This is a genomic window from Actinomadura physcomitrii, from assembly GCF_008923205.2.
GTDB lineage: Bacteria > Actinomycetota > Actinomycetes > Streptosporangiales > Streptosporangiaceae > Spirillospora > Spirillospora physcomitrii.
In genome coordinates this window covers 168,463-195,108 of sequence record NZ_WBMS02000008.1, presented here as the reverse complement: position 1 = coordinate 195,108, position 26,646 = coordinate 168,463, and the positions used below count along the sequence as shown (strand labels likewise).

The 26,646-nt window shown below is 73.5% G+C and carries 25 protein-coding genes; 4 read left to right on the top strand and 21 right to left on the bottom strand.

Annotated elements, in window-relative coordinates; translation table 11 throughout:
- The first annotated feature begins 68 nt into the window (after positions 1 to 68).
- Positions 69 to 1,028: a hypothetical protein gene (locus F8568_RS12740; protein WP_151593734.1), complete on the top strand. Its 960-nt coding sequence runs from the start codon at positions 69 to 71 to the stop codon at positions 1,026 to 1,028.
- A 19-nt stretch (positions 1,029 to 1,047) separates the two neighbouring features.
- On the opposite strand, the gene F8568_RS12735 is transcribed toward F8568_RS12740, so the two are convergent.
- The 6 genes from F8568_RS12735 to F8568_RS12710 all read right to left on the bottom strand — a co-directional run bounded on the left by F8568_RS12735 (position 1,048) and on the right by F8568_RS12710 (position 5,412).
- Positions 1,048 to 1,758 (bottom strand): endonuclease/exonuclease/phosphatase family protein, encoded by a 711-nt coding sequence (locus F8568_RS12735; RefSeq protein WP_151593733.1) that lies wholly within the window; start codon positions 1,756 to 1,758, stop codon positions 1,048 to 1,050.
- A gap of 10 nt (positions 1,759 to 1,768) precedes the next feature.
- Complete coding sequence (locus tag F8568_RS12730) at positions 1,769 to 2,737, bottom strand: ROK family glucokinase (RefSeq protein ID WP_151547150.1); 969 nt, start codon at positions 2,735 to 2,737, stop codon at positions 1,769 to 1,771.
- A 49-nt stretch (positions 2,738 to 2,786) separates the two neighbouring features.
- Positions 2,787 to 3,329, bottom strand: a complete 543-nt coding sequence (locus F8568_RS12725; protein WP_151593732.1) for a hypothetical protein — start codon at positions 3,327 to 3,329, stop codon at positions 2,787 to 2,789.
- Between the two features lie 54 nt (positions 3,330 to 3,383).
- On the bottom strand, positions 3,384 to 3,818 hold the full coding sequence (locus F8568_RS12720) for an SRPBCC family protein (RefSeq protein WP_151593731.1): 435 nt from the start codon (positions 3,816 to 3,818) through the stop codon (positions 3,384 to 3,386).
- A 77-nt stretch (positions 3,819 to 3,895) separates the two neighbouring features.
- Entirely contained in the window at positions 3,896 to 4,663 is a 768-nt protein-coding gene (locus F8568_RS12715; RefSeq protein ID WP_151593730.1) for a metallophosphoesterase family protein, read from the bottom strand.
- 53 nt (positions 4,664 to 4,716) lie between these two features.
- Complete coding sequence (locus tag F8568_RS12710; protein WP_151593729.1) at positions 4,717 to 5,412, bottom strand: copper homeostasis protein CutC; 696 nt, start codon at positions 5,410 to 5,412, stop codon at positions 4,717 to 4,719.
- Between the two features lie 230 nt (positions 5,413 to 5,642).
- Here F8568_RS12710 and F8568_RS12705 point away from each other — a divergent pair, with 230 nt between their 5' ends.
- Entirely contained in the window at positions 5,643 to 7,430 is a 1,788-nt protein-coding gene (locus F8568_RS12705; RefSeq protein WP_151593728.1) for an AMP-dependent synthetase/ligase, read from the top strand.
- Here F8568_RS12705 and F8568_RS12700 read toward each other — a convergent pair.
- From F8568_RS12700 to ctaE, 12 genes are all read right to left on the bottom strand, one after another.
- Positions 7,421 to 8,101, bottom strand: coding sequence for an NAD(P)H-binding protein (locus tag F8568_RS12700; protein ID WP_151593727.1), 681 nt, complete (start codon positions 8,099 to 8,101; stop codon positions 7,421 to 7,423). The genes F8568_RS12705 and F8568_RS12700 overlap by 10 nt on opposite strands.
- 73 nt (positions 8,102 to 8,174) lie before the next feature.
- The gene (locus tag F8568_RS12695) at positions 8,175 to 9,533 is read right to left on the bottom strand and encodes a DUF1996 domain-containing protein (RefSeq protein WP_151593726.1); all 1,359 of its coding nucleotides are present in this window, start codon (positions 9,531 to 9,533) and stop codon (positions 8,175 to 8,177) included.
- A 36-nt stretch (positions 9,534 to 9,569) separates the two neighbouring features.
- Positions 9,570 to 10,205 carry a DUF4142 domain-containing protein gene (locus F8568_RS12690; RefSeq protein WP_328600845.1) on the bottom strand — a complete coding sequence of 212 codons (636 nt, stop codon included), beginning with the start codon at positions 10,203 to 10,205 and terminating at the stop codon, positions 9,570 to 9,572.
- A gap of 160 nt (positions 10,206 to 10,365) precedes the next feature.
- On the bottom strand, positions 10,366 to 11,880 hold the full coding sequence (locus F8568_RS12685; protein WP_151593725.1) for an NADH-quinone oxidoreductase subunit NuoF family protein: 1,515 nt from the start codon (positions 11,878 to 11,880) through the stop codon (positions 10,366 to 10,368).
- On the bottom strand, positions 11,877 to 12,818 hold the full coding sequence (locus F8568_RS12680; protein WP_151593724.1) for a hypothetical protein: 942 nt from the start codon (positions 12,816 to 12,818) through the stop codon (positions 11,877 to 11,879). Before F8568_RS12680 ends, F8568_RS12685 begins: the two co-directional genes overlap by 4 nt.
- Positions 12,799 to 14,439 (bottom strand): hypothetical protein, encoded by a 1,641-nt coding sequence (locus F8568_RS12675; RefSeq protein WP_151593723.1) that lies wholly within the window; start codon positions 14,437 to 14,439, stop codon positions 12,799 to 12,801. Before F8568_RS12675 ends, F8568_RS12680 begins: the two co-directional genes overlap by 20 nt.
- A gap of 992 nt (positions 14,440 to 15,431) precedes the next feature.
- Complete coding sequence (locus F8568_RS12670) at positions 15,432 to 16,241, bottom strand: hypothetical protein (protein WP_151593722.1); 810 nt, start codon at positions 16,239 to 16,241, stop codon at positions 15,432 to 15,434.
- 106 nt (positions 16,242 to 16,347) lie between these two features.
- Positions 16,348 to 17,475, bottom strand: coding sequence for a glycosyltransferase family 4 protein (locus tag F8568_RS12665; protein WP_151593721.1), 1,128 nt, complete (start codon positions 17,473 to 17,475; stop codon positions 16,348 to 16,350).
- 116 nt (positions 17,476 to 17,591) lie between these two features.
- The gene (qcrB, locus tag F8568_RS12660; protein ID WP_151593720.1) at positions 17,592 to 19,232 is read right to left on the bottom strand and encodes a cytochrome bc1 complex cytochrome b subunit; all 1,641 of its coding nucleotides are present in this window, start codon (positions 19,230 to 19,232) and stop codon (positions 17,592 to 17,594) included.
- Positions 19,229 to 20,344, bottom strand: coding sequence for a cytochrome bc1 complex Rieske iron-sulfur subunit (gene qcrA / locus F8568_RS12655; RefSeq protein WP_151593719.1), 1,116 nt, complete (start codon positions 20,342 to 20,344; stop codon positions 19,229 to 19,231). Before qcrA ends, qcrB begins: the two co-directional genes overlap by 4 nt.
- The gene (qcrC, locus tag F8568_RS12650) at positions 20,341 to 21,252 is read right to left on the bottom strand and encodes a cytochrome bc1 complex diheme cytochrome c subunit (protein ID WP_151593718.1); all 912 of its coding nucleotides are present in this window, start codon (positions 21,250 to 21,252) and stop codon (positions 20,341 to 20,343) included. Before qcrC ends, qcrA begins: the two co-directional genes overlap by 4 nt.
- A 42-nt stretch (positions 21,253 to 21,294) precedes the next feature.
- A complete protein-coding gene (ctaE, locus tag F8568_RS12645; RefSeq protein ID WP_202124846.1) occupies positions 21,295 to 21,951 on the bottom strand; it encodes an aa3-type cytochrome oxidase subunit III in 657 nt (218 codons plus the stop codon).
- 191 nt (positions 21,952 to 22,142) lie between these two features.
- On the opposite strand from ctaE, the gene F8568_RS12640 reads away from it, so the two are divergent.
- Positions 22,143 to 22,568 carry a response regulator transcription factor gene (locus tag F8568_RS12640; protein ID WP_151544428.1) on the top strand — a complete coding sequence of 142 codons (426 nt, stop codon included), beginning with the start codon at positions 22,143 to 22,145 and terminating at the stop codon, positions 22,566 to 22,568.
- A gap of 95 nt (positions 22,569 to 22,663) precedes the next feature.
- A complete protein-coding gene (gene trpD / locus F8568_RS12635) occupies positions 22,664 to 23,710 on the top strand; it encodes an anthranilate phosphoribosyltransferase (protein ID WP_151593717.1) in 1,047 nt (348 codons plus the stop codon).
- On the opposite strand, the gene F8568_RS12630 is transcribed toward trpD, so the two are convergent.
- From F8568_RS12630 to F8568_RS12620, 3 genes are read right to left on the bottom strand one after another with little or no spacing between them, the layout of a single operon-like run.
- Complete coding sequence (locus tag F8568_RS12630) at positions 23,703 to 24,512, bottom strand: ABC transporter permease (RefSeq protein ID WP_151593716.1); 810 nt, start codon at positions 24,510 to 24,512, stop codon at positions 23,703 to 23,705. The genes trpD and F8568_RS12630 overlap by 8 nt on opposite strands.
- A complete protein-coding gene (locus tag F8568_RS12625; protein ID WP_236008685.1) occupies positions 24,512 to 25,453 on the bottom strand; it encodes an ABC transporter permease in 942 nt (313 codons plus the stop codon). Before F8568_RS12625 ends, F8568_RS12630 begins: the two co-directional genes overlap by 1 nt.
- On the bottom strand, positions 25,432 to 26,640 hold the full coding sequence (locus tag F8568_RS12620; RefSeq protein ID WP_202124845.1) for an ABC transporter substrate-binding protein: 1,209 nt from the start codon (positions 26,638 to 26,640) through the stop codon (positions 25,432 to 25,434). Before F8568_RS12620 ends, F8568_RS12625 begins: the two co-directional genes overlap by 22 nt.
- Positions 26,641 to 26,646: the final 6 nt, after the last annotated feature.

The following is a 26,646-nucleotide window of genomic DNA, read 5'->3' as shown; positions in this document are numbered from 1 at the left end:
AATGGGGGAGCGGAGGCCGCCATGCCGGTGCTGTCGGTCACGCCGGAGTCGTCGAAGGAGCCGGCCCCGTGAATCGCCGTGGCAATGGACTGTCCGCCGACACCTACGCGCCGCTGGTCGACCTCGCCCCGCATCTGGCCGACGCGATGCTGACGGCGCTCGGCGAGGCGGGCGTGGCGGCCTACGCCGCGTCGCCGGACGGCCTGCCCGAGATCTCCGGCGCGGCCGGCGACCCCGTCGGCGACGTCCTCGACCGGCTGTACGTGGACGTGGACATGAAGCCGGCCGCCGAGGGGATCCTGCGCGCGCACCTGGCGCGGCTGCGGGATGCCGGGGTGCGCGGCGACGGCGACGGCCGCCCCGAGACCGACCTCGCCGGCCCCAAGGCCGACGCGCCGCCCGGCCGCGACGGGGTGCCCGACGGGTCGCGGGACGGCGGCCTCGACGGCTCGTTCGGCGAGGCCTTCAACGAGACGTTCGACGGCGTGTTCGACGCGGCCGCGCCGGGCCGCCCCGGCGACGGCGAGTCCGCCGGTCCCGGCGGGCCCGGGAAGGGCGAGGAGGGCGGCAAGGGCCGCGACCTCGACGAGGACGCCATCTGGGCGCAGATCGTCGCGGGGTTCGACACCTCGCCGGAGGGCGACGAGGTCCCGTGGCCCGACCAGGAGAACATCGACGAGCGGCCGGAGCCGCCGCGCGAGGGCGACGACCGCACCGGCCGGCTGCCGCGGGCCCGGGTGATCCGGCCCGCCGACGAGACCCCCGAGTTCCCGCCGGACGACGATGACGAGGGCCACTACATCCCGCCGCCTCCCCCACCGCTGCCGAGCGCGGACCCGCTCACCAAGGGCGCGTGGATCGCGCTGATCGGCGGCCCTGTCTACCTGCTCGTCACGGTGATCCTCGACTGGGAGGTGCCCGGCTGGGCCGCGTTCCTGGCGGTCGCCGCGTTCATCGGCGGGTTCGTGACGCTCGTCCTGCGGATGGGCGACGAGCCCCGCGACCCCGACGACGGCGCCGTCGTCTGACCCCTTCCGGTTCCCGCGGTCACTTTGCACGCATGGGCAGCCGCAGGTCGGCGCGCAGCGGCCGGTGGTCGGTGGCGCGGACGTGGTCGCCCGGCTCGTCCGGCGGCACCCCGCATCCGGCCACCTCGACGCCGGGGTCGGCGAACACCCCGTCGATGCGGCGGCGCGGGTCGCGCGCGGAGAAGGTGAGCTCCTCCCCCGCCGGCGCGGTCGCGTGCCCGTCCTGGAAATGCTCGGTGAGCAGCGTCCAGGACGGCCCGCCCGGCTCCTCGTTGACGTCGCCCGCGAGCACGACGGGCGCGCGGTAGCGGGCGCGGGCCCGGTCGAGGTGCCCCAGCACCTCGCCGACGTGCCGCAGCCGCGGCCCGCCGGCGAGGTCGAGGTGGGTGCTCGCCACGATCAGCCTGACCGGCCCGATCTCCAGCACCGCGATCGCCAGCGCCCGGCGGTGCAGGTCCTTGTCGGGCGTCAGCAGGTGGAACTCGCGGTGGACGCGGCGGACGCGCGGCGCCGCGAGGACGGCGAGGCCGCACGCCCGGCGGCCCGCCGCCACGTGCATCCCGCACGCCCGCGCCAGCCGGCGCCGCTGCGCCCGCCAGCCCCAGAACCGCGGCACCTCCTGCAGGCACAAGACGTCCGGCCCGTTCGCGCGGACGACGCGCGCCACGGCCGCCGGGTCGTCGCGCAGCGACCGGATGTTGTAGCTCAGCACCCGCACCGGCGTCGCCACGTCGGAGCTCCTAGACCGCCGCGTCCTGGAGGGGGCGGACGCGGGCGAGGTCGGCGGCGCCGACGATCCCGGCGGCCGAGCCGAGCTCGGCGATCCGGATGTCGGGCAGCGGGCGGTGCCCGCGCCCGGTCAGCGCCTCCTCGAACGCGACCCGGATCGGGTCGAGCAGCAGGTCGCCGGCGTCGGACAGGCCGCCGCCGATGATGAACGCGCCCGGGTCCAGGATCGCGGACAGGTCGGCCAGGCCCTGGCCGGCCCAGTGCGCGATCGTCCGGAAGCACTCCAGCGCGGCCTTGTCGCCCTCGCGGGCCGCCTGCGACACCTCGGGGCCGCTGATGCCCTCCGGCCGGCCGCCGCCGAGCTCCAGCAGCCGGCCCGCCATCGCCGGCGCGACCCGCGCCAGGTCGCGGGCCTCGTGCACGAGCGCGTTGCCGCTGGCGTACTGCTCCCAGCAGCCGCGGTTGCCGCAGCCGCAGCGGCGCCCGTCCGGGACGACCCGGAAGTGCCCCATCTCGGCGCCGATCCCGAACCGGCCGCGGTACAGCTCGCCGTTGATGATGATGCCGCCGCCGATGCCGGTGCCGAGCGCCACCAGCACCAGGAAGTTCTCGCCGCGGCCCGCGCCGAACTTCGCCTCGCCCCAGGCGGTGGCGTTGCCGTCGTTCTCCACCACGACGGGCAGCCCGACGAGGTGCTCGACCTTCTCCCTGATCGGCTCCTCGCGCCAGGCGAGGTTCGGCGCGAACAGCACGTGGGAGCGGGTCTCGTCGACGAACCCGGCGGCGCCGAGGCCGACCGCCGACACCTCCGCGTACTTGCCCTTGAGCAGGTCGACGACCTCGGCGATGGTCTCGGCGGTCTCCTTGGGGTTGGTCGAGGGAGTCGGCCGCCGGACCTTCTCCAGGATCGTTCCCCGGTCGTCGACGACACCGGCGGCGACCTTCGTGCCGCCCACGTCCACGCCGATGGTCAGGGCCATGTACGCTTCCTCCTCCTCGCGCGCCCCTGGCTGGAGCCCGTCCGCACCACTAGCCGATGTCGATGGGGTCGCCGCCGGTGGCGGCCGCCCACGGGTCGCCCGGCTCCTCGCGCGGCTTGCTCGCGCGCGGCTCCTCCTCGCGCGGCGGCCCGCCGCGCGGGGCCTCGTCGCGAGGCGACCGTCCCGACCGATCGGACCTACCCGCCCCGGGGCCCGCCGACGCATCCCGGGGCCGCGGAGGCCGGTTCCGGTTCGGGGCGGGGCGGGTGCGGTCGAAGCCCTGCACCACGTCGAGCGCGGCGGCCAGCAGCGACTGCCCGGCCTCCCGGACGTGCCGGCCGACGTCGTGCCCGGACTCGCGGGACACCGCGATGGCCCGGCACACCGGGCAGTGGCAGCACTCGGGGGCACCGGTGGCGTAGCGCGGCGGCTCGGCGGTGGCGGCCGCCCACACGTCGCCGTCCCCGCCGTCGCGCGGCCGATCGGCGCGTTCGTCGACGTCGTCGCGGGAGCCGCCGCCGACCACGCGCTTGAGCACCGCGTCGAAGAGCTTGCCCGCCTCGTTGATCAAATCGCCCGGCTGGTCGGTCATGACTCCATCATCCATCCGTCATCGGCGTGAAACGGTACCGCCTCGCGGGCGTGCTCAGCGCTCGACGCGGCGCTTGAGGCCCTTGAGCGCGGAGTCGATGATCCGCTTCTCGCCCTTGCGCTTCACCATGCCGATCATCGGGACGCGGACGTCCACGGCCAGCTCGTAGGTGACCTCGGTGGCGCCGCCCGCCTCGGCGAGCGCGTAGGTGCCGTGCAGGCCGGTGACGACCGCGCCCTTCTCGACCAGCTCCCAGCTCACCCGGTCGTCGCCGTCCCAGGTGTAGGCGAGGCCGACGGTGTCGCTGAACGGGCCGCCGTCGAAGGTCAGCCGGCCGCGCAGCGCCCGGCCGTCCGGGCCGGTCTCCTGGACGGTGAACTCGCGGATCCCGCTCGCCCACTCGGGATACGCCTCCAGGTCGGCGATCACCGCCATGATGTCGGCCTTCGCGGCCTTGATCGTGATGGAAGAACTCGTGCGGTCCGCCATCTGCGTTCCCTCCGGCTCACCGTGAACCCGCGCCCGTGCACCCGTTGCCGGGCCGCTGTCCTACAGCACGGTATCCGTCACACCGTCAGGACGTACGGGACCCCGCGCGCGCGGAAGTGGCCGACGTTCACGCATTCGGTGCGGCCGATGCGGGTGCGGGCGGCGAGCGGCTGATGGACGTGCCCGAAGAGCACGTATTTCGGCTGCGTGCGGTGGATCGCGTCCAGGATCGCCTCGCTGCCCCGCTCGAACCGGCGGGCGACGGTGTCGTAGAGCAGGTCGGGGACGGCGGGCGGGATATGGCAGCACAGCACGTCCACCTCCCCCACCGCCTCGACCTTCGCCGCGAACGCGTCGTCGTCGAGCTCGTAGGGGGTGCGGTACTCGGTGCGCAGGCCGCCGCCGACGAACCCGAACCGCAGCCCGCCGATCTCGGTGGTCTCGCCGTCCAGGACGCGGTGCCCCTCGCGCAGGTGCGGCTCCCACATCCGCGGGATGTCGACGTTGCCGTAGGTGAGGTAGGCGGGGGCCGGCATCGCGGCGAACAGCTCGGCGTACTGCCGGTCGACGGCCCGCTCGATGTGCGGCCACGCGTCCCCCTCGAGGGAGGCCCACAGGCCGCGGGAGAACTCGCGGGCCTCGTCGAAGCGCTTGTCGGTGCGCAGCGCGATGAAGCGGTCGGCGTTCTCCTGCCCGAACAGGTCGGCGAAGATGCCCTGCCCGTGGTCGGAGTAGTCGACGAACAGGATCAGGTCGCCGAGGCAGATGAGCGCGTCCGCGCCGTCGCCCGCGCTCTTCAGCGCGTCCGCGCGGCCATGGACGTCGCTCACCACGTGGATCCTCATGAACCGACTCTAATAGGGGGCCTCTCCCCCGAAAACGGGCGCCCCCGCGGGGGTCAGTCCGCGGCGGCCGACACCTGCGCGCGCCACTCCCCCACCAGCGCCGGGTCGACCGGGGCGTCCCAGGAGCCGTCCGGGCGGACGGCGGTGCCGACGTGGAACGCGCCGACGCCCGCCGCGGCGAGCACGGCGACGTGCTTGCGGCGCAGCCCGCCGCCCGCCATGATCATCGCGGCGGCGCGGGGGTCCTCGGCGGCGCGCCGGACCAGCACGTCCACCCCGGCGTCCACGCCGCGCGGCGAGCCCGCGGTGAGCACGGCGTCCAGGCCGCCGCCGAGCGACCGGACCGCCTCCCACGCCTGGACGGGGTCGGCGGCGTGGTCGACCGCGCGGTGGAACGTCCACGGCAGCGGCGCGCAGGCCGCCGCGAGCTTGCCGGTCGCGCCGGTGTCGACGTGGCCGGAGGAGTCGAGGAAGCCGAGCACGAACCCGTCGGCGCCGGCGGCGGCGAGGTCGGCGGCGGCGCGGACGAGCCGGTCCAGTTCGGCGCCGGTGGTGCGGAACCCGGCGTTGGCCCGCAGCATGACCCGCAGCGGCAGCGCCGTCGCGGCGCGCACGGCCGCCACCATGTCGGGGTCCGGGGTGAGCCCGTCGGCGCCCATGTCGGCCACGACCTCGATCCGGTCGGCGCCGCCGTCCTGCGCGGCGCGCGCGTCCTCGGCGGTCAGCGCGATCACTTCGAGCAGCGCCATGGCTTCCCCCGACCACTTCCGTATACGACCTGGTCAAGGGTAGGGGACGTGCGGGCGGTCGCCCGGGCGCGGCGAGCCGTCTTTGCCGTGCCGTTAACCGTCGATCCGGAGGCCGCGCGGGGCCGGAACGCTCACTTCCCGACGGTATTGCTACCCGTGGGTATCATTCAGCTCCGGAGGGACCGGCAGGTTCCCCCGCCGTCCCCGACGATCGACCACAGGAGTGGGCCGTGCGCGAGTTCAGCGTCCCCCCGATGGTGGAGGTCCCCGACTCCGCCAATCTGACCGACGCGCCCTTCACCCGGGCCGCCGACGAGCCCGGCGCGATCGTGCTGCGCCGCCGCACCGGCACCGCCTGGAGCGCCGTCACCGCGGCCGAGTTCGCGGCCGAGGCCGCGGCCGTCGCCAAGGGCCTGGTGGCCGCGGGCGTCGAACCGGGCGACCGGGTCGCCCTGCTGTCGCGCACCCGCTACGAGTGGACGCTGCTGGACTACGCGATCTGGACGGCCGGCGCGGTCGCCGTGCCGATCTACGAGACGTCCTCCGCCGAGCAGATCGAGTGGATCGCCGGCGACTCCGGCGCCAAGGCGCTGTTCGCCGAGACCGACGCGCACCTGGCGCTGGTCGCCGAGGTCCGGGACCGGCTGCCGGGCCTCGCGCACGTCTGGGGCATCGACGCGGGCGCCGTCGCCGAGGTCACCGCGCTCGGCCAGGACGTCACCGACGCGGTGATCGCCGAGCGGCGCCGGTCGCGCGGCGCCGCCGACGTGGCGACCCTCGTCTACACCTCCGGCACGACCGGGCGCCCCAAGGGCTGTGAGATCACCCACGGGAACCTCGTCGCGACGGCCCGCAACGCCGTGCAGGGCGCGATCTCCGAGATCGCCGTCGAGGGCAGCTCCACGCTGCTGTTCCTGCCGCTGGCGCACGTTTTCGCCCGGCTGATCGAGGTCGCCTCCATCGAGGGCGGCATCGTCCTCGGCCACAGCGACATCCCGAGCCTGCTGCCCGACCTCGCCTCGTTCCGGCCGACGTTCCTGCTCGCCGTCCCGCGGGTGTTCGAGAAGGTCTACAACGGCGCCGAGCAGAAGGCCGACGCCGACGGCAAGGGCAAGATCTTCCGGGCGGCCGCGGACACCGCGATCGCCTACAGCCGCGCGCTGGACGCCGGCGGCCCCGGCCTCGGCCTCAAGGTCAAGCACAAGGTGTTCGACGTGCTGGTGTACGGGAAGCTGCGCGCGGCCGTCGGCGGCCGGGTGCAGTACGCGGTGTCCGGCGGCGCCGCGCTCGGCGAGCGCCTCGGCCACTTCTTCCGCGGCGTCGGCATCACGATCCTGGAGGGCTACGGCCTCACCGAGACGACCGCGCCCGCGACCGTGAACCGGCCCACCGCCATCAGGATCGGCACCGTCGGCAAGCCCATCCCCGGCGTGGACATCCGCATCGCCGAGGACGGCGAGGTCCTGGTCCGCGGCGTCAACGTCCTGCACGGCTACTGGAACAACGAGGCCGCCACCAAGGAGGCCGTCGAGGACGGCTGGTTCCACACCGGCGACCTCGGCGCCCTCGACGCCGACGGCTTCCTGAAGATCACCGGCCGGAAGAAGGAGATCCTCGTCACCGCGGCCGGCAAGAACGTCGCGCCCGCCCCGCTGGAGGACCGGCTGCGCGCCCACCCGCTGATCAGCCAGTGCCTGGTCGTCGGCGACGGCCGCAAGTTCATCAGCGCGCTGATCACGCTGGACGAGGAGGCGCTCGGCCCCTGGAAGGAGCGGCACGGCAAGCCCGCCGCGATGGCCGTGGACGAGCTGCGCCGCGACCCCGACATCATCGCCGAGATCGAGGGCGCGGTCGCCGAGGCCAACAAGTCGGTCAGCCACGCCGAGGCGATCAAGAAGTACGTCATCCTCGGCGTCGACTTCACCGAGGAGGCCGGGCACATGACCCCGAGCCTGAAGGTGAAGCGCAATGTGGTGATGAAGGACTTCGCCGACGAGATCGACGCCCTCTACACCTGACCGCGCGGGGGGCGTAGGGCGGTGACGGCGTCGGCGATGCTTGTGTCGCCGTTCAGCAGGTCCAGGGTGCGGTGCCGGGCGTCCGGCAGGGCGTCCAGCAGCGCGACGATCACCGCGGCGACGTCGTCGCGGGTCACCGCGCCGTGCCCGATCGGCGGCTCGGCGAGCGTCACCAGCCCGGTGCCCGGGTCGTCGGTGAGGCGGCCCGGCCGCAGGATCAGCCAGTCCAGGCCGTCGCGCGCCCTGAGGTCGTCCTCCGCCTCGCCCTTGGCCCGGATGTAGGCGGCCCACACCTCGTCGCGGCCCGGCGCGGGCGGCTCGCCCGCGCCCATCGCGGACACCTGCACGAAGCCGCGCACCCCGGCGCGCTCCGCCGCGTCCGCCAGCAGCACCGACGCGGCCCGGTCGACGGTGTCCTTGCGGGCGGCGCCGCTGCCCGGCCCCGCGCCCGCGGCGAACACCACCGCGTCCGCGCCCGCCAGGTCGCCCGCCACGTGACCGGCCGACGCCGCCTCCAGGTCCCGGACGACCGGCGTCGCGCCCGTCGCCCGCACGTCCGCCGCGTGGTCGGGGTTGCGGATAAGGCTCACCGCGGTGTCCCCCCGTGCGGCCAGCAGCCGGGACAGCCGCAGCGCGATCTGCCCGTGCCCGCCCGCGATCACAATGTCCATGCGGCGATCGTAGGACGCCGGGGACCCGGCCGCGCGCACGGCGCGGCCGGGTCCCCGGACTTCCCGGACCGGATCAGCGGCGCGGCCGCTTCTTGCCGTTGATGGCGGCCACCGCCTTCTGCATCAGCGCCTCGCCCATCACGTTGATGAAGTCGCCGTGGTCGGTCACCGGGTCGTGACCGGACTCGGGGAAGCTGTCCAGCGCGAACGCCAGCGCCTTGGCCGGCACCTTGTAGGCCAGCGTCATCCGCAGCTGCGGAACCGCCTTGGTGCCCTGCGGGCACTGGCCCGTCCGCGCGTCGGCGAACTGGATGTGGTCGCGGTGGTTGGCGCTGTCGGTGTTCTGCCCGTCCCAGCAGCTCGGGAAGTTCAGCACGCGCTCGACCTGGCTGCCCCGCGGGCAGAGCGGGTACTTGTCGGTGAACGCCTGCCGCTCGAAGCCGCTGCAGGTCCAGCTCGCGTGGGCGTTCTTCAGGCCGTTCGTCACGGCCTTCGCGTCACCCGTGGGGATCCGGATGAACTGCGGCATGGCGGTCACCTTGCTGCGCGGGTTGCCCAGGAACTGGAGCTTCACGCTGGACGGGGTGACGATGCTGCCGGTGTTGCCGTCCGCGGTGCTCTGCTGCGCCCGGTCGGAGCCGTCCTTGCCCGCGCGGAGCCGGAGCACCGGCCAGAAGTAGGCGGACTTGTCGCCGTTGGTGCAGGTCGTCCCCGCGGCGGCGAACGACTCGTCGGTCGAGAACGCGTTCGTGTCGAGGTTCCCGACGTAGTCGTGGATGTGGTGCGCGCCGTTGACGACGCCGGGCGCGGCGAGCACGTTGTCGGGGTTGCTGTGCGCCTGGTTCGCGTTCACGCCGCAGTTGGAGGCGAACACGCCGGTCGAGCCCTGGCGGCTCGCCCGCGGCTGCCGGACGCGGGGCGCCTTGCGGATGTCGACGAACTGGTCCGCGCGCAGCTCCGGATTCGCCGGGGGCTGCTGGCCCTGGTCGCCGCCGTTCTGCCCGCCGTTCTGGCCACCGTTCTGGCCACCGTTCTGGCCGTCACCGTTCTGGCCGTCACCGTTCTGGCCGTCACCGTTCTGGCCGTCACCGTTCTGGCCGTCGCCGCCGGGCTGGTTCGGGTCGGTCTGGCCGGGATCCGGCGACCCGGAGTCCGTCGGAGTGGGGACCGCCGTCTGCGAGGGGTCGCCCATCCCCGGCATCTGGCCGTCGCCGTTCTGGCCGCCGCCGTTCTGCTGGCCGCCGCCGTCGGCGGGCGGGCTGGTATGGGAGCCGTGCCCGCCGTGGTACTTCTGGACGTGCCCGGCCGGATCGGCGGTGACGGTCGAGCGGCCGGGCAGCGCCCCGGCGCCGCCCGGCACGTCGTTGCACGCCGACGCGGCGAGCAGGACCGCCGGAACGAGCACGGCGAGAGCCTTTTTTCTTTTCTCCATTGAGTACTCCCTGTGAGCGGGGGGGTGGGATACCCGTCAGTGCAGCGCGGATTTGGTGACCAGGCCGGTGCTCTCCAGCAGCTGGATATGGTGCAGGACGAATTTCATCCCGCGCTCCGCATAGGCCCGGACGAGAGTGTTCTCGCTCTGCACGCGGGCTTTGGCGACGAACGGCAGGACCTGCCCGTGCGCGGAGCGCATCCGGAACACGTAGTCGGTGTCGAACGACTTCCCGTCGAGGCCGGCGAGCTCGCGGAGATAGCTCCGCTGCGTGCCGTTCGGAATGGCCGGCAGGGACACGCCGAGCTGCTGGGCGGTGGTCCGGGTGTCGGCGTCCAGCTGCATGTGCTCCTGAGCGATGATCTTGCCGATCTCGCGCACCCGGGGGCTCGCGCCGCGCTGCACGGCCGTCTGGCTGGCCGGCATCTCCCAGAGCCCGGCCTGCCGGACCTTGACCAGCAGGAGCCGGTCCTGGGCGCTCAGCGGCCCCCATTTCGACGGGATCGTGGCACCCTTGTCGACGCCGTTCGCCGGGGCGACCCGCGGGTTGAGGAGGACCGCGGCGGCGGCCGCGACGACGGCCGCGACGGCCAGCAGCAGCAGGCCGCGGCCCCGCCGCAGCCCGAACCGCGGGAGCCGGCGCAGTTCCGCGGCACCGTACGAATTCCTCACCGAAATCCCTTCCTCCTTCCGGGAGCGCACCGAAGAACGGAGCCGGCGTGGTTTCGCCGGGTCATACGCACCACGCCCGGGCGGAGGTTCACCGCCGTCCGGACTTTTTCATTTCTCCGGCCCGTCCGTAATGGCGGGACGGGCCGCCTCCAGGAGCACGTCAGGAGCGCCGGACGGGGCCGCCCGGGACTCCCCCGACGACCCGCAGCGCCAATGCCGGGCACATCGCGACCGCTTTCTGCACGTCCCGTTCCATCCAGGACGGAATGTCGCTTCCGAGCACCACCGGAAAGCCGTACCGGTCGAGCTGGATCAGTTCCGGGACGAGATAGGCGCACAGCCCGTGGCCGTCGCAGCGGCTCCAGTCGATCGCCACCCGCCCCTCCCGCCCGGTCGGGACCGGCAGCGGCAGCACGCCGAACGTCGGCAGCCCGCAGGTGCCGCCGTAGCGGTGCGCGTCGATGTCGGCCGTGAACGCCTCGACCGCCGACAGCACGAACTTCGCGGTCCCGTCGGGGTGGGTGCAGGCGCCGCGGCCGCGCCCGATCGCCGCGGCGCGGCGCACGTCCTCGACCGTCCCGCCGCCCTCCATGAGCGCGTTGAGGGCGCGGACGACGTCGGGCAGGCCGAGCCGGCACGGGCCGCACTGCCCGGCCGACTGCGCGGCGAGGTACGACGCGATCCGGGTGACCTCGCCGAGCGGGCAGGTGCCCTGGGCGAGCGGCAGGATGATGCCGGCGCCGACCGTCCCGCCGACGGCGCGCATGCCGGACCGCGACAGCGCGGCCCGCGCCGTGCCGGCCGGGTCGAGCCACGTCCCGTGGTAGCCGCCGACCAGGACGCCCGGCCCCGGCGGCACTTCGCAGTGCTTCAGGACGTCCCGCAGCGGCGTGCCGTACGGCGCTTCGACGACCGTGGTACCGCCGACGGTGAGCAGCGTGGTGCCCGGCTCGTCCTCGGTCCCGGCGGAGGCGTACAGGTCGGGGCCGAGCGAGACGAGCACCGCGAGCTGCGCGAACGTCTCGGTGTTGGACAGCAGCGTCGGGTACCCGTCGACGCCGGACTCGGCGGCGCGGACCTTCACGCCCGGCGGGATCGGCGTCTCCCCGTTGATGGCGCGGATCACCGCGCCGCTCTCCCCGGAGATGAACCGCTCGGTCAGCCGGACGACGCGGGCGGGCATCCGCCGCTCGCCGATCGCGGCGCGCACCGACCGGGCCGCCTCGTCGCTCTCCACGGCGAGGACGATCCGCTGGGTGCCGAGCGCGGTCGCGACGATCTGCGCGCCGTCCAGCACCAGGTGCGGGGCGCGGCCGAGCAGCACCTTGTCCTTGGCGCTGCCGGGCTCTCCCTCGGCGCCGTTGACGACCACGACCACGTCCTCGCTGGACCCGCGGTCGCCGCCCTTCTCGCCGGGCAGCAGCAGCGTCTGGTCGGCGGTCGGGTGGTTGACCCGGGACGCGACGGCGGTGAGCTTGCGGGCGAACGGGAACCCGGCGCCGCCGCGTCCCCGCATGTCGACCTGCTCGGCCATCCGGACCAGGTCCTCCAGCGTCGGCACCCGCAACCGGCCGTGCACCGCGAGGTGCCGGTCGAGGTCGAGCCGGTCGAAGCGGTCGAAGCCGAGGGTGAGCCGGGGCCCGCCGATGTTGGAGACCGTGTAGACGGCGCTCACCGGATCACCTCGGTGTCCCAGCCGCCGCCCTCGCCCGGCAGCGGCACGCCGCGCGGGTCGGTCACGGTGGCGCGCGAGTCGCGCGGGCGCGGCCCGCCGATCCGCGAGTCGTCCACGCCGCGCGGATCGTCGTAGCCGCGCGGATCGTCGTAGCCGCGCGGATCGTCATAGCCGGGCCGGTCGTAGGCGGGACGGTCGTCGTAGCCGCGCGGGTCGCGCTCGGGGAAGCGGCCGCGCGCCCGGCGCGCCGCGGCGGACGCCGCCGCGCGCTCGCCGGTGCCGAGGGAGTCGCCCGCCCGCCCGACCTCGCGCGGTTTGATCACCACGATCAGCCGGGTGGCGAGCGCGATGATGACGCCGACGACGCTCATCACGTAGCTGAGCACCACCCAGTTCGCCGCGACCCGGCCCGCGGTCAGGCCGTGCAGGATCGCGATCGGCCAGGAGATGTACGCGACGGCGTGCATCGACCGCCACACCCACGGGCGGGCGCGGGCCACGAACCGGGTCCGCAGGATCCCGGTGATCACGATCAGCACCATCAGCTCGAACGCGACGGTGCCGAGGCCGACCGCGTCCGGCGTCGGCACCGCGATCTGCGCGGGCGTCGCGAGACCGCCGAGCACCTTGACCGCGATGTGCGCGATGACCATCACCGACGCGACGACCGCGCACGCGCGGTGCGCGCCCTGCGCGAGCACCCGGTGCCGGATCTTCAGGATCAGCCGCTCGGTGGCCAGCAGCCCGGTCATCACCGCGCCGGTCAGCGCGAGCAGCGTGAAGACGCCCGCGTAGAAGGAGAGGAAGTACTGCGCCTGCGCCGCGGCGACGGCGCCCGGCGGCGTCGCGGCGCCGGCGAGCACCAGCACCGCGCCGACGAGCACGGTTCGCAGCGCCCACGCGGGCACCGCGGGATCGTCACTGTTGCGTGTTCGCACCGCTCGGACTCCTGTTCTGGGTAGCGGACGGCGACGGGTCGCCGGCCGATCCTGCGCCGCCGCCCGGCTCGTCGCCGGGCGCCGGCGATGACGGCGGGGCATCCGCCGCGGGGACCGCGCCGAGGTTGGCGATCAGGCCCCCGGGAAGCACCTGGAGCAGCCCGCGCTCGGCGAATCCGAGCAGCGGCTTCGCGCGTTCACTGAACGTCCAGCCGCCGATGACGGCGCCGTCCAGCGGGACGGGCGCGGCGCCGCGGCGCAGGTCGAAGCGGACTTCGGCGCGGGCGGCCGGGGCGCCGCCGCAGGCACCGGCGGTGCCGGTGCGGCCGAGCGGGTCGCCGCGGCCGACGACGCTGCCGTCGCGCAGCTGCGCCGCCGCCCGCACCCGGTCGTAGACCGTGGCGAGGCCGCTGGCGTGCACGACCATGAGCAGAGAGGGGCCGGTGCCGTCGCCGCAGAACCGGTACAGCCGGCCCGCGCCGGACGCCAGGACGCGCCCGTCGCCGCCGCTGAACGCCAGCTGCGACAGCGGGCGCTGCGCGGACGCGGGGTCGGCGGTCAGCATCGTCCAGGACGTTCCGGACTTCCACGGCAGCATCAGCCCGTCGCCGGCGCCGGTGCCGTTGACCGCGGCGGCCGCCTGCTCGGCGGACAGCGCGCCGTAGCGGCGCAGCGCGCGGGACTCCGCCGCCGACATCACGGTCGCGGGCATCGCGCCGAGGAGGGTGCCGAACGCGGTGCCGCCGGACAGCCCGACCCGCCACTCCCGGCCCGTCCAGCGGGCCGCGAAGAACGCGATCTCGGGGTCGGCGGCGCTGCTCGCCGGGACGGGGATCGCGGTGGTGCCGAACACCCACGTCCCGTCGGCGCTGGTCCGGGTGGCCGCGACGATCGGCGCCCGGGTCGGCGCCGCGCCGTAGGCCTGCTTGGCCGCGGCGCCCCGCTCGGCGAGGGTCAGCTTGCGGACCTGCGCGGTCAGCGCCTGCGCGTCCGGCCGCACCGGAGCGGCCGGCGCGTCCGAGGCACCGGGCCGCGTCGGGCGGGCCTGCGGCGCGCCGGGCGACGCGGTGCCGTGCCCCTTCGGGTGACGCGCGCTCTTGCCCGCGGCGGCCGACTCGGTCGTGCCGATCGGCCGGCCTTCCAGCAGCGTCCGCTCGGCGATGCCGAGCAGGGAGAGGCCGACGACGGCGGACAAGATGATCGCGCCGACACCGATCCGGTCGGTGGGCAGGCGCGGTCCGCGCGGCCTCGCCTTCGGGCCCGGCCTCGGCCGGGTCGGCGGGCGCCGCCCGCCGCCGCGTCCGGAGCCCTGGGCGGGCTCGCGGCGCCGCGCCGCGCCGGGCGGCTCGTTCCGGTACGCCAACGCGCGCGGCGACTGCCGCCGCGTGCGGCCCTTCTCGCGCCGCCGGACGTCGCGGCGCGTCGGTTCGCGCCGGCGCCGCCGGCCCCGCTCGTCCCAGCCGGGCTGCTCCGACCACCATGACCCCTCGGGCCACTGCGGTTCGTCCAGCCGGCGGCCGGGTGCGGGCCGGGCCCCCGGCGAGGAACGCTGGGATGCCCGCGCCCATGCTGCGGCATGCGTATTGATCCGGGACGCATGCCCGTCGTCACGTCGCGCCATGCCCTCTCCTGTGGAGGAGACGGAGCGCAGGCGAACGCCGACTCGGTGCCGTCCGGGCGCGCGGCCCGGGCGTGGTCCTGCTGAGACATCGGAACCGCGGTGCGGGAGCCCGCTCCGCTCCCACCGCGCTTCCGTACGGGATTCCTCACGGAACCCCGCCGAACACCACCGGAGCATACGCCCCATTGGCCCCTCAGATGAGGGTTGGTGACAAAAAACGGTTCAAGTCGCGTGCGCGGCCTTTCCACTCATCGTTGGGGTACGCGCGCCGCGCGCCCCGAGTTCACCCCTTCTCGGACCGTTTTCCGGCCGGTCAGCGCGGGTTCCGCGGCCGCGGCGCCGCCGGGCCCGCATCGTCGGCCGCTGCGCCGCCGGCTCCGGGGATCGGGCGCGCCTCCGGCGTGTCGCGGACGCTCCCGCAGCCGGGTCGTCGGCACGAGCTGCGGGGTCGCCGCGACGCTCGCCCTCTCAGCGGCCACCGTGAATGGACATGGGTGCGAACGACCGTTTTGAGGTTAGACCTGGCCGATGAATTAGCGATGAGTAATCCACCCCTTAAGTCCGCTTTAACGGCGACGGTGGCGGGCGGTGCGGGGCTTAGCGTCGGGGGCGTCGATGACCGGCTCGCGCAGCGGCAGGAGGTTCCCGCGATGACCCAGCGCTTCACCGGGACCGTTCCCGTCCGCGTCCGGACGGCCCACCATTCCGGGGCGGCCGGTCACCGAACCGGGGCCGTGCCCCCGGGCCCCGTCCACGCGGCACCGATCCGGCCCCGCCGGCCGGCCCTTCGCGGCGCGCCCGTCTCCTGGTCCTCCCCCACCGGGCGCAGGGCCGGCCGGCGCAGGATCGCACCCACCTCGGCAGGGGCGTGCGCGGGTAACCGGTCTCCGGAGCCCGGGCACGGCCCCCCTCGATCCGCCGGTCCCGGGACGGGCCCCGCCCACGGCGCGGGGGCGGGACCCGTCCCGGGACCGCGCGGCCGGCGCGGCTGATCAGCGGGTCCAGGGGAGGCGGACGGCCTCGAGCTCGGGGTCGTCCAGCAGCGCCTGGACGAGCGACGTCGGCCCGACGACCTTCGTGCCCCACAGGTCCCAGTCGCAGTACACGACCCAGGAGCGGTCCTCCGCCCACAGGTCGGACGGGCAGCTCGACATCGCCGGGTGGTCGTACAGCCGGGCCGCGTCGCCCAGCCGGCCCGCCAGGACCGTCTCGTCGTCCCAGTCCGCGGTGACGAGCGGGCAGTAGTAGGCGAGGCAGCGAGTGGCGGCGCCGTCCAGGCTGTGCCGCAGCAGCACCCCGATCAGCCGGTGCCAGCTCTCCCGGTCCAGGCAGCCCTCCGCGGGCGGCCGGATGGCCGCCGACCAGCTCCCCGCCGGGTGCCCCTGCCGCAGGCAGCGGTTGCCGGGCAGCTCCCCCTCCGGCACCGCGGGCTCGCCGAACCCGCGCGCCAGCTCCCGCCAGCGCAGCCGCCGCCAGCCCGCGCCCGGGTCGCCGCTGCGGCCGAGCTCGGTGCCGGTGACGATCGCGCCCTCCAGCAGGTCTCCCACGTCGCCCGGCGCCTCCCCGGCCGGGTCGGGCGGCTCGACGAGCCCCGCGCCGAGCACCGACTGGTGGACGTCGTCGTGCGTCGTGGTGACCAGCCCCTCCTCCCACGCGTACATCGCGTGCAAGATCCAGACGGAGTCCGGGCCGCGGGGCGGCTCGAACCCCGAGTAGCAGTGGTCGGGATCCAGGTCGTGCAGCCACCGCGCGGTCTCGCCGGGAACCCGTGCCCACACATCCTCGATGTCCGCGTTCTCCATACTCGGCATCCTGTCACCCGGCACGGGCCGGGCGATACGCGGCGGTCGCCTGCTTGTGACCGCGCACCGGGTCCGGGGCCGTGACCGCGGCGCCACATCCGCCGGATCAGCCGTGCAGCAGGGCGTCCAGGCGGCCCGCCTGCACCTCCCAGCGCCACTCCCGCTCCACCCACGCGCGGCCCGCGCGGCCCATCGCGCGGGCGCGGCCGGGGTCGGCGAGCAGGCCCGCGACCGCAGCGGCGATCCGCGGCACCGACCGGCCGGGCACCACCACGCCGGTCTCGCCGTCGAGGACGGCGTCGGGCGCGCCGCCGGAGTCGCCCGCGACGACCGGCAGGCCCGTCGCCGACGCCTCCAGGTAGACGATGCCGAGCCCCTCGACGTCCAGGCCGCGGCGCCGCGTCCGGCACGGCATCGCGAAGACGTCCCCTGCGTCGTAGTGGGCGGGCAGCTCCTCCCACGGCACGCTGCCGGTGAACACGACCGACCCGGCGACGCCCTCGGACGCCGCGAGCCGCTCCAGCTCCGCCCGGTACGGGCCGCCGCCGACGAGCAGGAGCGCCGCGTCCGGGACGTCCGCCAGCACGCGCGGCCACGCGCGGATCAGGGCGTCCTGCCCCTTGCGCGGGACGAGCCGGGACACGCACACCGCCACGGGACGGTCCGTCAGGCCGTGCCGCGCCCTGATCTCGGCGCCGCCGGCTCCGGCGCGGAACAGCGTCTCGTCCACGCCCGGCGCGAGCCGCGCCATCCGCGCGGCCCCGGCCGGGGACAGCGCGCGCGCCATCCGCGACCGGGTGTACTCGCCGAGGTAGGTGAGGGCGTCCACGTCGTCGCCGATGCGGCGCAGCAGCGACCGCGCGACCGGAAGCGCCGCCCAGCCCGCCTCATGCCCGTGCGTGATCCCGACGATCCGCCCGGCCCCGCGCCGCCGCAGCGCGGGCGCCAGCAGCCCCAGCGGCGCCGCCGCGCCGAACAGCACCGAGTCGCAGCGCTCCGCGCGCAGCAGCGCGGACGCGCGGCGCAGCACGCCCGGCTCCGGCAGCATCAGCGACCCGGGATGCCGGACGACGTCGAAGGGCTGCACCGCGTCGAACGCCGCCGCGCCCTTCCACGCCGGCGCGTACACCACCACCGAGCCGGGCGGGCGCCGGACGGCGAGGCCGTGCACGAACGCCTGGATCCCGCCGGGACGGGGCGGGAAGTCGTTGGTCACCACCAGGGTCTTGGTCATCGCCGGCCAGGATACGGACCGCCGCCCGCCTCCGAGCAGCCGGAACGCCGCCGCGGCGAACAAAAAAAGGCCCGGCACCGCGGTCCGGTGCCGGGCCCCTTGAACGGGCTCCGCGATCAGTGGCTGATCTCGTGCGACTGCTTGCCGCCCTCGATCTCCGCGTGCTCGCCGTGCCCGTCCTCGTGCTCCTCAACGGGGATGTCGTCGAAGGTCCACGCCCGGTTCAGCCGCGACCGCAGGTGCCCGAGCGGGCCCTTCGCGGCCGGGATGCCGTTGGCGTCGCGCTGCGGCGCCTCCGGGCGGGTGTTCTCCTTCGACAAGATGACCGCCTTCTCCTCCTCGCGCGCCGGCTCGTGCCGCTCGGAGAACTGCCCCTCCGGCGACATGAGGATGACGCCCGACTCGACGCCGTGCCCGACGACGTCCGCGTCCTTGCGCTGCAGCCCCAGGCAGATCCGCTTGGTGATGACGAACGCCAGGAACGTCCCGACGAAGATCGTCACCCGGAAGAACCAGGTCGTGGCGTACAGCGAGAGGTCGAACTTGTCGGCCAGGACGTCGTTCGCGCCGGCCAGCCACAGCAGCCCGTAGAAGGTGACCGCCGCGATGCCGGTGGCGGTGCGGATCGGGGCGTTGCGCGGCCGGGTGTTGACGTGGTGGTGCCGCTTGTCGCCGGTCACCCACTGCTCCACGAACGGCCAGGCCATCGCGCCGCCGAAGACGATGCCGAGCGGGACCGTCGCCGGAATCAGCACGTTGAAGCTGACCGTGTGACCCCAGGCGCTGACCTCCCAGTTCGGCATGATCCGCAGCGCGCCCTCCAGCACGCCCATGTACCAGTCCGGCTGGGAGCCCGCGGAGATCGCGCCCGGATCGTACGGGCCGAACAGCCAGATCGGGTTGATCTGCGCGAACGCGCCGAGCAGCGCGATGACGCCGAAGGTGAACAGGAAGTAGGCGCCCGTCTTGGCCATGAACACCGGGTAGAACGGGTAGCCGTACACCTGCTGCTCGGTCTGGTTCTTCACCGGCATCGCGGTGTGCTTCTGCACCCACATGATCATCATGTGCGCGGTCACCAGGCCGAGGATCAGGCCGGGAATCAGCAGGATGTGCAGCATGTACAGCCGCGGCACGATGTCCTGGCCGGGGAACTCGCCGCCGAACAGGAACATGTAGCCGTACGTGCCGACCAGCGGGATCGCCTCGAGCACGCCCTGGGTGATGCGCAGGCCCGTGCCGGACAGCAGGTCGTCCGGCAGCGAGTACCCGAACAGGCCCTCCAGCATGCCGAGGACGAACATGCTGATGCCGATGAGGTAGTTCAGCTCACGCGGCTTGCGGTACGCGCCGGTGAAGAACACCCGCAGCATGTGCGCCAGGATCGACGCCATGAACAGGATCGCGGCCCAGTGGTGGATCTGCCGCATGAGCAGGCCGCCGCGCACGTCGAAGCTGATGTGCAGCGTCGAGGCGTACGCCTCCGACATCTGCACGCCCTTCAGGTGCGTGTACGAGCCGTTGTAGATGACCTCGTTCATGCTGGGCTTGAACCAGAGCGTCAGGAACGTCCCGGTCAGCAGCAGGATGATGAACGAGTACAGGGCGATCTCGCCCAGCATGAACGACCAGTGGTCCGGAAAGACCTTCTTCATGTTCCGCTTGAAGAAGGTGGTGGAACCGAGCCGGTCGTCGATGAAGTTCAGCGGCCCCTCGACCGCCTTCGGAGCGGCCGCTCCGGCTGTCGCCTCGCTCATCCGCGCTCCCAGAAGCTCGGGCCGATCGGCTCATGGTAGTCGCTCGTCGCGACGATGTAGCCGTCCTCGACCGCCAGCGGCAGCTGCGGAAGCGGACGGGCCGCCGGGCCGAACACGACCTTCGCGGCGTCGGTCGCGTCGAACGTCGACTGGTGGCACGGGCACAGGATGTGGTGCGTGGTCTGCTCGTACAGCGCGGCCGGGCAGCCGACGTGCGTGCAGACCTTGGAGTACGCCACGATCCCGTTGATGTGCCAGTTCTCGCGTCCCTTGGCCGGCTTGAACTCGTCCTCGGGGATGTTGATCAGGATGGTGACGGCCTTCGCGGTCTGCGTCAGCACCTGGTCCTCGGGGACGTCCTCCTCGATGCCCTCCGGCAGCACGGTGATCATGCCGCCGGGCGAGGAGAAGTCGCTGACCCGCAGCGGCTTGTCGGTGCCGTCCACGACGAGGCGGACGCCCTTCTTGCCCTGCGCCTGCGCCTTCTTCACCGCGTCGGCCCAGATGGTCGAGCGCAGCTTCTTCTCCGGCAGCGGGCCGAGGTCGCGCAGCAGCACCAGCGGCGCGAGGCCGAGCGGCGCCGCGGCCAGCAGCAGCGTGCGGCGCAGCAGCGGGCGCTTGGTCAGCCCGCTGTCGCCGGCCCCCTCGAGGAAGTCCTTGGTGAAGGCCGCGCGGGTCTCCTCGTCGGCCGCGAGGCTGTGCCGCTCCTGCACGATCGGCTTGCTGGTCATGAGCCGGCGCACCCAGATGGTGACGCCCGCGGCCAGCGCCAGGAACGACAGCGCCATCAGGCCGCCGAGCCAGAAGTTGGACTCGCGGGCCCGGGTCACGCCGTGCATGCCGCCGTTGCGGCCGCTCCAGCCGATGTAGTACGCGATGAACGCCACGCTGGCGGCGAACGCCACCAGGAAGAACGTCGCGACGACGCGCTCGGCGCGCTTGGCCGACGCCTCGTCCAGCTCCTCCCCGACGCCCGCGGGCGCCGAGATGTCGTCCTGCGCGAGCAGGGTCCTGTCCCTCGCCGGAGACGGCGTGCCGATCACGCGCCCGCGCGCGCCGCCGCCCTCGCCGGGCTCCGTCGAGCCGGCGGTGTCCTTGTTCTCGTCGCTCATGACTTCTTCAGCTTCTTCGGCTTCTTCGCGGTGATCCACATCGCCGCCATCACCATCAGGCCGAGCCCGACCAGCCAGCCGACGAGGCCCTCCGACACCGGGCCGATGCGGCCGAGGCCGTTACCGCCGGGGTTCGGCTGCTCGCGGGTCTGCACCAGGTAGGAGATGATCGCCTGCTTGTCCTGCGGGGTGAGCGTGGTGTCGTTGAACACCGGCATCGCCTGCGGGCCGGTCAGCATGGCCTCGTACATCTGCGTGGGCGTGACATCGCTGTGCGACAGCGGCGGGGCGTACTTGCCGCCGGTCAGCGCGCCGCCCTGCCCGGTGAAGTTGTGGCACTGCGCGCAGTTGGTGCGGAACAGCTTGCCGCCGAGCGCCACGTCGCCCTTGGCCGGGTCGGTCACCGACTTCGGCGGGACGCCCGGGCCGCCGCCCAGCGAGGAGATGTAGGCCCGCAGGTCGGCGAGGTTCTGCTCGGCCTGCGCCTTCTGCTGCTCGGCCGCCTTGCGCTTGGCCGGGTCCTCGTAGTCGGTCTTGATCTCGGTGTTGAAGGCGGGGATCGGCGTCTTGCGCGGGAACTGCGCACCAGGGCTCATCGCGGGCATGCGGCCCGTGCTGACCTGGAAGTCGACGCTCGCCGCCCCGACGCCGAGCAGGCTCGGTGCGATCGCCTTGCCCTTGGCGTCCTTGGTGCCCTCGGCGTTCAGGCCGTGGCAGCTGGCGCAGTTCTTGTCGAACAGCTGCTGGCCGTTCTTCAGGTCCTGCGCCGCCTGGGCCGTGCTCTCCGCCTCGGCGCGTCCAGTCTGCGGCGAGAAACCGGCGTAGATGACGCCGATCGCCGCCAGGGCCGCCAGCACGACGGCGTAGCCCGCCCACGGGCGCCGTCGCCATGCGGTGATCCTTCTCACGGAAATCCCCGTTCGGGTCATGTCGTCTGGGTGGTCAGCGGGTCAGTGGTCGAGCAGGTAGACGACCGAGAACAGGCCGATCCACACCACGTCGACGAAGTGCCAGTAGTAGGACACGACGATCGCGCTCGTCGCCTGCTCGTGCGTCCATCGCTTCGCGGCGAACGTCCGGCCGAGGACGAACAGGAACGCGACCAGGCCGCCGATGACGTGCAGCCCGTGGAAGCCGGTGGCCAGGTAGAACACCGAGCCGTAGGCCGACGAGGAGAACGTGAGGCCGTCCTTGGTGACCAGGCTGTGGTACTCGTACGCCTGGCCCAGCACGAAGTACAGGCCCATCAGGAACGACAGGACGTACCACTCGCGCAGTCCCCAGCGGGCGACGTTCAGCAGGCCGCCGTCGCGGCCGACCTTGCCGGCCTCGGCCTTGAACACGCCCCACTGGCAGGTCACCGACGACAGCACCAGCACGGTCGTGTTGGCCGTCGACAGCGGCAAATTCAGCGGTGCGCCCGGCCAGGCGTCGTGCCCGGACTGGCCGATCGTCACGGAGCGGATCGTGAAGAACATCGCGAACAGCGCCGCGAAGAACATCAGCTCGGACGACAGCCAAACGATCGTCCCCACGCTGACCAGATTGGGACGGTTCGCCCGTGCGTGAGGTGTTGTCTCTATCGCGGATGCTGTCACGGGCAGCATTATTGCGCCCCCATCCCGTGAGTGACGCATGACCCCCCTCCTAGAGTTCCCGGCTGCGTCCCCCGGACCGGGGCGAAGCCCCGCGAGCCCCGGTGATCTCCGCGCGCACCTGGGCCTCCGGAGATCATCCGGGCCGGGAAACACGACCTGGATCTCGTGCGCGCGGGGACGAACCGGTAGCCTTCGGTGTCATGAGCACCACCGCCCCGGAGAGCCCGATGAAGGTTCTCGTCTACAGCGACGACGCGAACACCCGCGCACAGATCCGGATGGCGATCGGGCGCCGGCCCGCCGCCGACCTTCCGCAGGTGGAGTTCGTCGAGCGCGCGACCCAGCCCGCCGTGGTGGCACGGCTCGACGAGGGCGGCATCGACGTCCTGGTCGTGGACGGCGAGGCGCAGCCCGCGGGCGGTCTCGGCGTGTGCCGGCAGGCCAAGGACGAGGTGTACGACTGCCCGCCGGTGCTGGCGATCATCGGGCGGCGCGACGACGGCTGGCTGGCGACCTGGTCGCGCGCCGACGCCGTGGTGAGCCTGCCGCTCGACCCGATGGCCCTGGCGAAGGAGCTCGCCGGCCTGATGCGATGGCGTCTCGAGAACCGCCTTCCGGCCCTGTAACGACCCTTTCGCCGGGGAGGCTCCGCGCCGCGACAGGGCGCCGCCCCGGCCGGGTCCGGGCGCGCTCCTCGGCTCCCACCGCACCTGGGGGATGAATGGACGCCCGCACGACCTGGCCCGCACTGCTCAACGCCCTGCTCGACGGCGACTCGCTGACCAGCGAGGAGACCGCCTGGGCGATGAACACGATCATGGCCGGGGAGGCCACCGACGCGCAGATCGCCGGGTTCGCGGTCGCGATGCGCGCCAAGGGCGAGACGGTCGCCGAAGTGTCCGGCCTCGCCGACGGCATGATGGACAACGCCACCCCGGTGAGCGTGCCGGGCCGCATCGCGGACCTGGTCGGCACCGGCGGCGACCGCGCCCACACGGTGAACATCTCGACGATGGCGGCGGTGGTGGCGGCCGCGGCGGGCGTCCGGGTCGTCAAGCACGGCAACCGGGCCGCGTCGTCGTCGTGCGGCGCCGCGGACCTGCTGGAGCACCTCGGCGTCGCGATCGACCTGTCCCCGGAGGCGACGGCGGCGGTCGTCGCGGAGACCGGCATCACCTTCTGCTTCGCGCCGCGGTTCCACCCGGCCCTGCGGTACGCCTCGCGCACCCGCAGCGAGCTCGGCACGCCCACGGTGTTCAACTTCCTCGGCCCGCTGACGAACCCGGCGCGGCCGGGCGCGCAGGCGGTCGGGGTGTTCCATCCGCGGATGGCGGGCGTGATCGCGGGCGTGTTCGCCGCGCGGGGCTGCTCGTCGCTGGTGTTCCGCGGCGACGACGGCCTGGACGAGCTGACCACCACGGGCACCTCGACGGTGTGGGTGGTGCGCGACGGGACGGCGACGCAGACGACGTTCGACCCGTCCGCGCTCGGCATCCCCCCGGCGCGCCCGGAGGACCTGCGCGGCGCCGACGCGGCCTTCAACGCCCGCGTGGCGCGGGAGACGTTCGCCGGGCGGCAGGGGCCCGTCCGCGACATGGTCCTGCTGAACGCGGCCGCGCTGATCACCGCCTACGAGGGCGCCCCCTCCGCCGACGAGCTCACCCCGACCCTGGCCGCCGCCCGCGACCGCGCCGCCGAAGCCGTCGACTCCGGCGCCGCCGCCACCCTCCTCGACCGCTGGATCGAGATCTCCACGAGCCTCAGGTGACGTTCCGGGCGCCGGCCGACAGTTTCTGGGCCAAGTAGATCGGGATGATCGACAGGACGATCAGGGCGGCGGCGAGGACGTTGACGACCGGGGCCTGGTTGGGGCGGAACAGGTTGTCGAAGATCCAGATCGGCAGGGTCTGGGAGCCGGGCCCGGCGGTGAACGTGGTCACGATGATCTCGTCGAAGGACAGCGCGAACGACAGCAGGCCGCCGGCGAGCAGCGCGGAGCGCAGGTTCGGCAGCGTGACGTACCAGAAGGTCTGGAAGGTGTCGGCGCCGAGGTCGGCGGACGCCTCCTCCAGGCTGGTGCCGGTGCGGCGCAGCCGGGCCAGCACGTTGTTGTAGATGGTGACGACGCAGAACGTCGCGTGCCCGACGATCACGGTGAACAGGCCGAGGCCGATGCCGAGGGGCTCCAGGACGACCTGGAAGGCGTTGCTGAGGGCGATGCCGGTGACGATGCCGGGCAGCGCGATCGGCAGCACCACGACCAGCGAGACGGTCTCGCGGCCGAAGAAGCGGTACCGGGCGACGGCGAACGCGGCCATGGTGCCGAGGACCATCGCGGCGGCGGTGGCGCCGACGCCGGCCTTGACGCTCGTCCAGACGGCCTGGCGGGCGCCGGGGTTGTCGAGGGCGTGCGCCCACCAGCGTCCGGTGAGGTCGGTCGGCGGCCAGCCGAACGTCCTGTCGGCGTTGACGGAGTTGATCAGCACGACGAGCAGCGGCACGTAGACGACCGCGAGCCCGAGGATCATGACGACGCGCAGGACCGTCCGCGCGGCGGGCGAGAGGGTCATCACAGCTCCCTGAGGGCGCCGGTGCGGCGGGCCGCGGCGAGGTAGCCGAGCATGACCACGACGGGGATCGTGGCGACGGCCGCGGCGAAGGGCAGGTTGTTGGCGGCGCCGATGTTGTCGTAGACGACGTTGCCGAGCAGCTGGCTCCGGCCGCCGACGATCTTGACGGAGATGTAGTCGCCGAGCGACAGCGAGAAGGTGAAGATCGACCCGGCGACCAGGGACGGGAACACCATCGGCAGCATGACCGAGCGGAAGGTGCGCCACGGGCGGGCGCCGAGGTCGCCGGAGGCGTCCAGCAGCGAGTCCGGGAGCCGCTCCAGGCCCGTGTAGACGGGCAGGATCATGTAGGGCAGCCAGAGGTAGGCCAGCACGATGATCGTGGCGGTGAGGCCGTATCCGGGCCCGGACAGCCCGAACGGCTTGAGCGCCTCGTCGACGAGCCCGCCGTTGGACAGCATCACCCGCCACGCGTACGCCTTGACGAGGTAGGCCGCCCACAGCGGGGCCAGGATCGCGATGACGAGGTACGGCCGGTACCGGGGCTTCGCGACCTTCGCCATGTACAGCGCCATCGGGAACCCGATGGCGGTGTCGACGGCGGTGACGGCCGCCGCGACGCCGAGGCTGCGCAGCGCGATCGTCCGGTAGACGGGCTCGTGCCACAGGTCCTGGAAGTTGGCGAGGGTGAACTGCCGGACGACCTCGCCGGTGAAGGTGTCGGTCGACCAGAACGCGGTGACGAAGATCGCGGCGAGCGCGCCGAGGTAGGCGACCACCAGCCAGGCCAGCGGCGCCGACAGCAGCAGCGACAGCCGCAGCGCCGGCCGGCGGTGCAGCAGCGCCGCCGCCCGGCGCCGGGGACCCGGCGCCGGGCGGTCGGCGGCCTCGCCGGCGGTGGACGCCGCCGGGGACGCGGTCATCCCTTGATCGCCGTCCATGCCTGCGTCCACTTGGCGTAGTCGACGCACTTGACGTCCTTGCGGCCGTCCAGGCACTGCGCGATCGGGGTCGTCCAGAAGTGCACCTTGGAGAAGTAGGTCTCGTCGGTGGCGTGGAAGGTGTCGCAGAACTTCTCGTCCGAGGTCTCCTGGCAGGCCTTGGCGTTCGCCGGGGCCTCACCGAACCACTCGGCGACCTGCGCGTTCGCCTTCGGCGACACGATGTAGTTCATCCACTGGTAGGCGCAGTTCGGGTGCTTGGCCTTCGCGGCGATCATCCAGGTGTCCGACCAGCCGGTCGAGCCCTCCTTCGGCACGATCGCCTTCACCGGCGCCTTCGCGTCCAGCACGTAGTTCGTGATGACCTGCCAGGTGGTGCCGAGGACCGTGTCGCCGCTCTTGAACGACTGGACCGCCTTGGTGTAGTCGGACCAGTACTCGCCGACGATGCCGCGCTGCTGCTTCAGCAGCGCGGCCGCCGCGTCGAACTGCTTCTGGTCGAGCGCGTACGGGTCCTTGATGCCGAGCTCGGGACGCGACGACATCAGGTACAGCGCCGCGTCCGCGATGTAGATCGGCGAGTCGTAGGCGGTGACCTTCCCCTTGTAGGGGGAGTTGGGGTCGAACACGGCGCCCCACGAGTCGGGCGCCTGCTTCACCTTGTCGGTGCGCCACATCAGGAGGTTGGCGCCGCGGCCGTGCGGGACGCCGTAGGGCACGCCGTTCACCGAGTTCCACGGCTTGTTCTTCAGGCCGGCGAAGATGTCGGCGTAGTTCGGGACGAGCGCGGTGTTGACGGGCGCGACGCTGCCGGACGCGATGAGCCGCAGCGACGCGTCGCCGGACGCCGACACCGTGTCGTACTGGCCGGTCTTCATCAGCGCGACCATCTCGTCCGACGTGCCGGCGATCTTGGTGTTGACCTTGCAGCCGGTCTGCTTCTCGAACGGGTGGACCCAGTCGACCGTCTTCTCGTTGGAGCCGTCCTCGGCGTACCCGGCCCAGGCGACCAGGTTGACCTGGCCCTCGCCCTTGCCGAGCGACTTCTGCATCGGGACCTTCGGCACCCGGAAGCCGCCCTGCCCGGCCCCGGTCGCCTTGTCTCCCGAGTCGCCGCCGCAGCCGGCGGCGGCCAGTCCGATCGCCAGCGCCGCCGCGGCGGCGAGCGCCATGCGCGTGGACCACATGAGGAA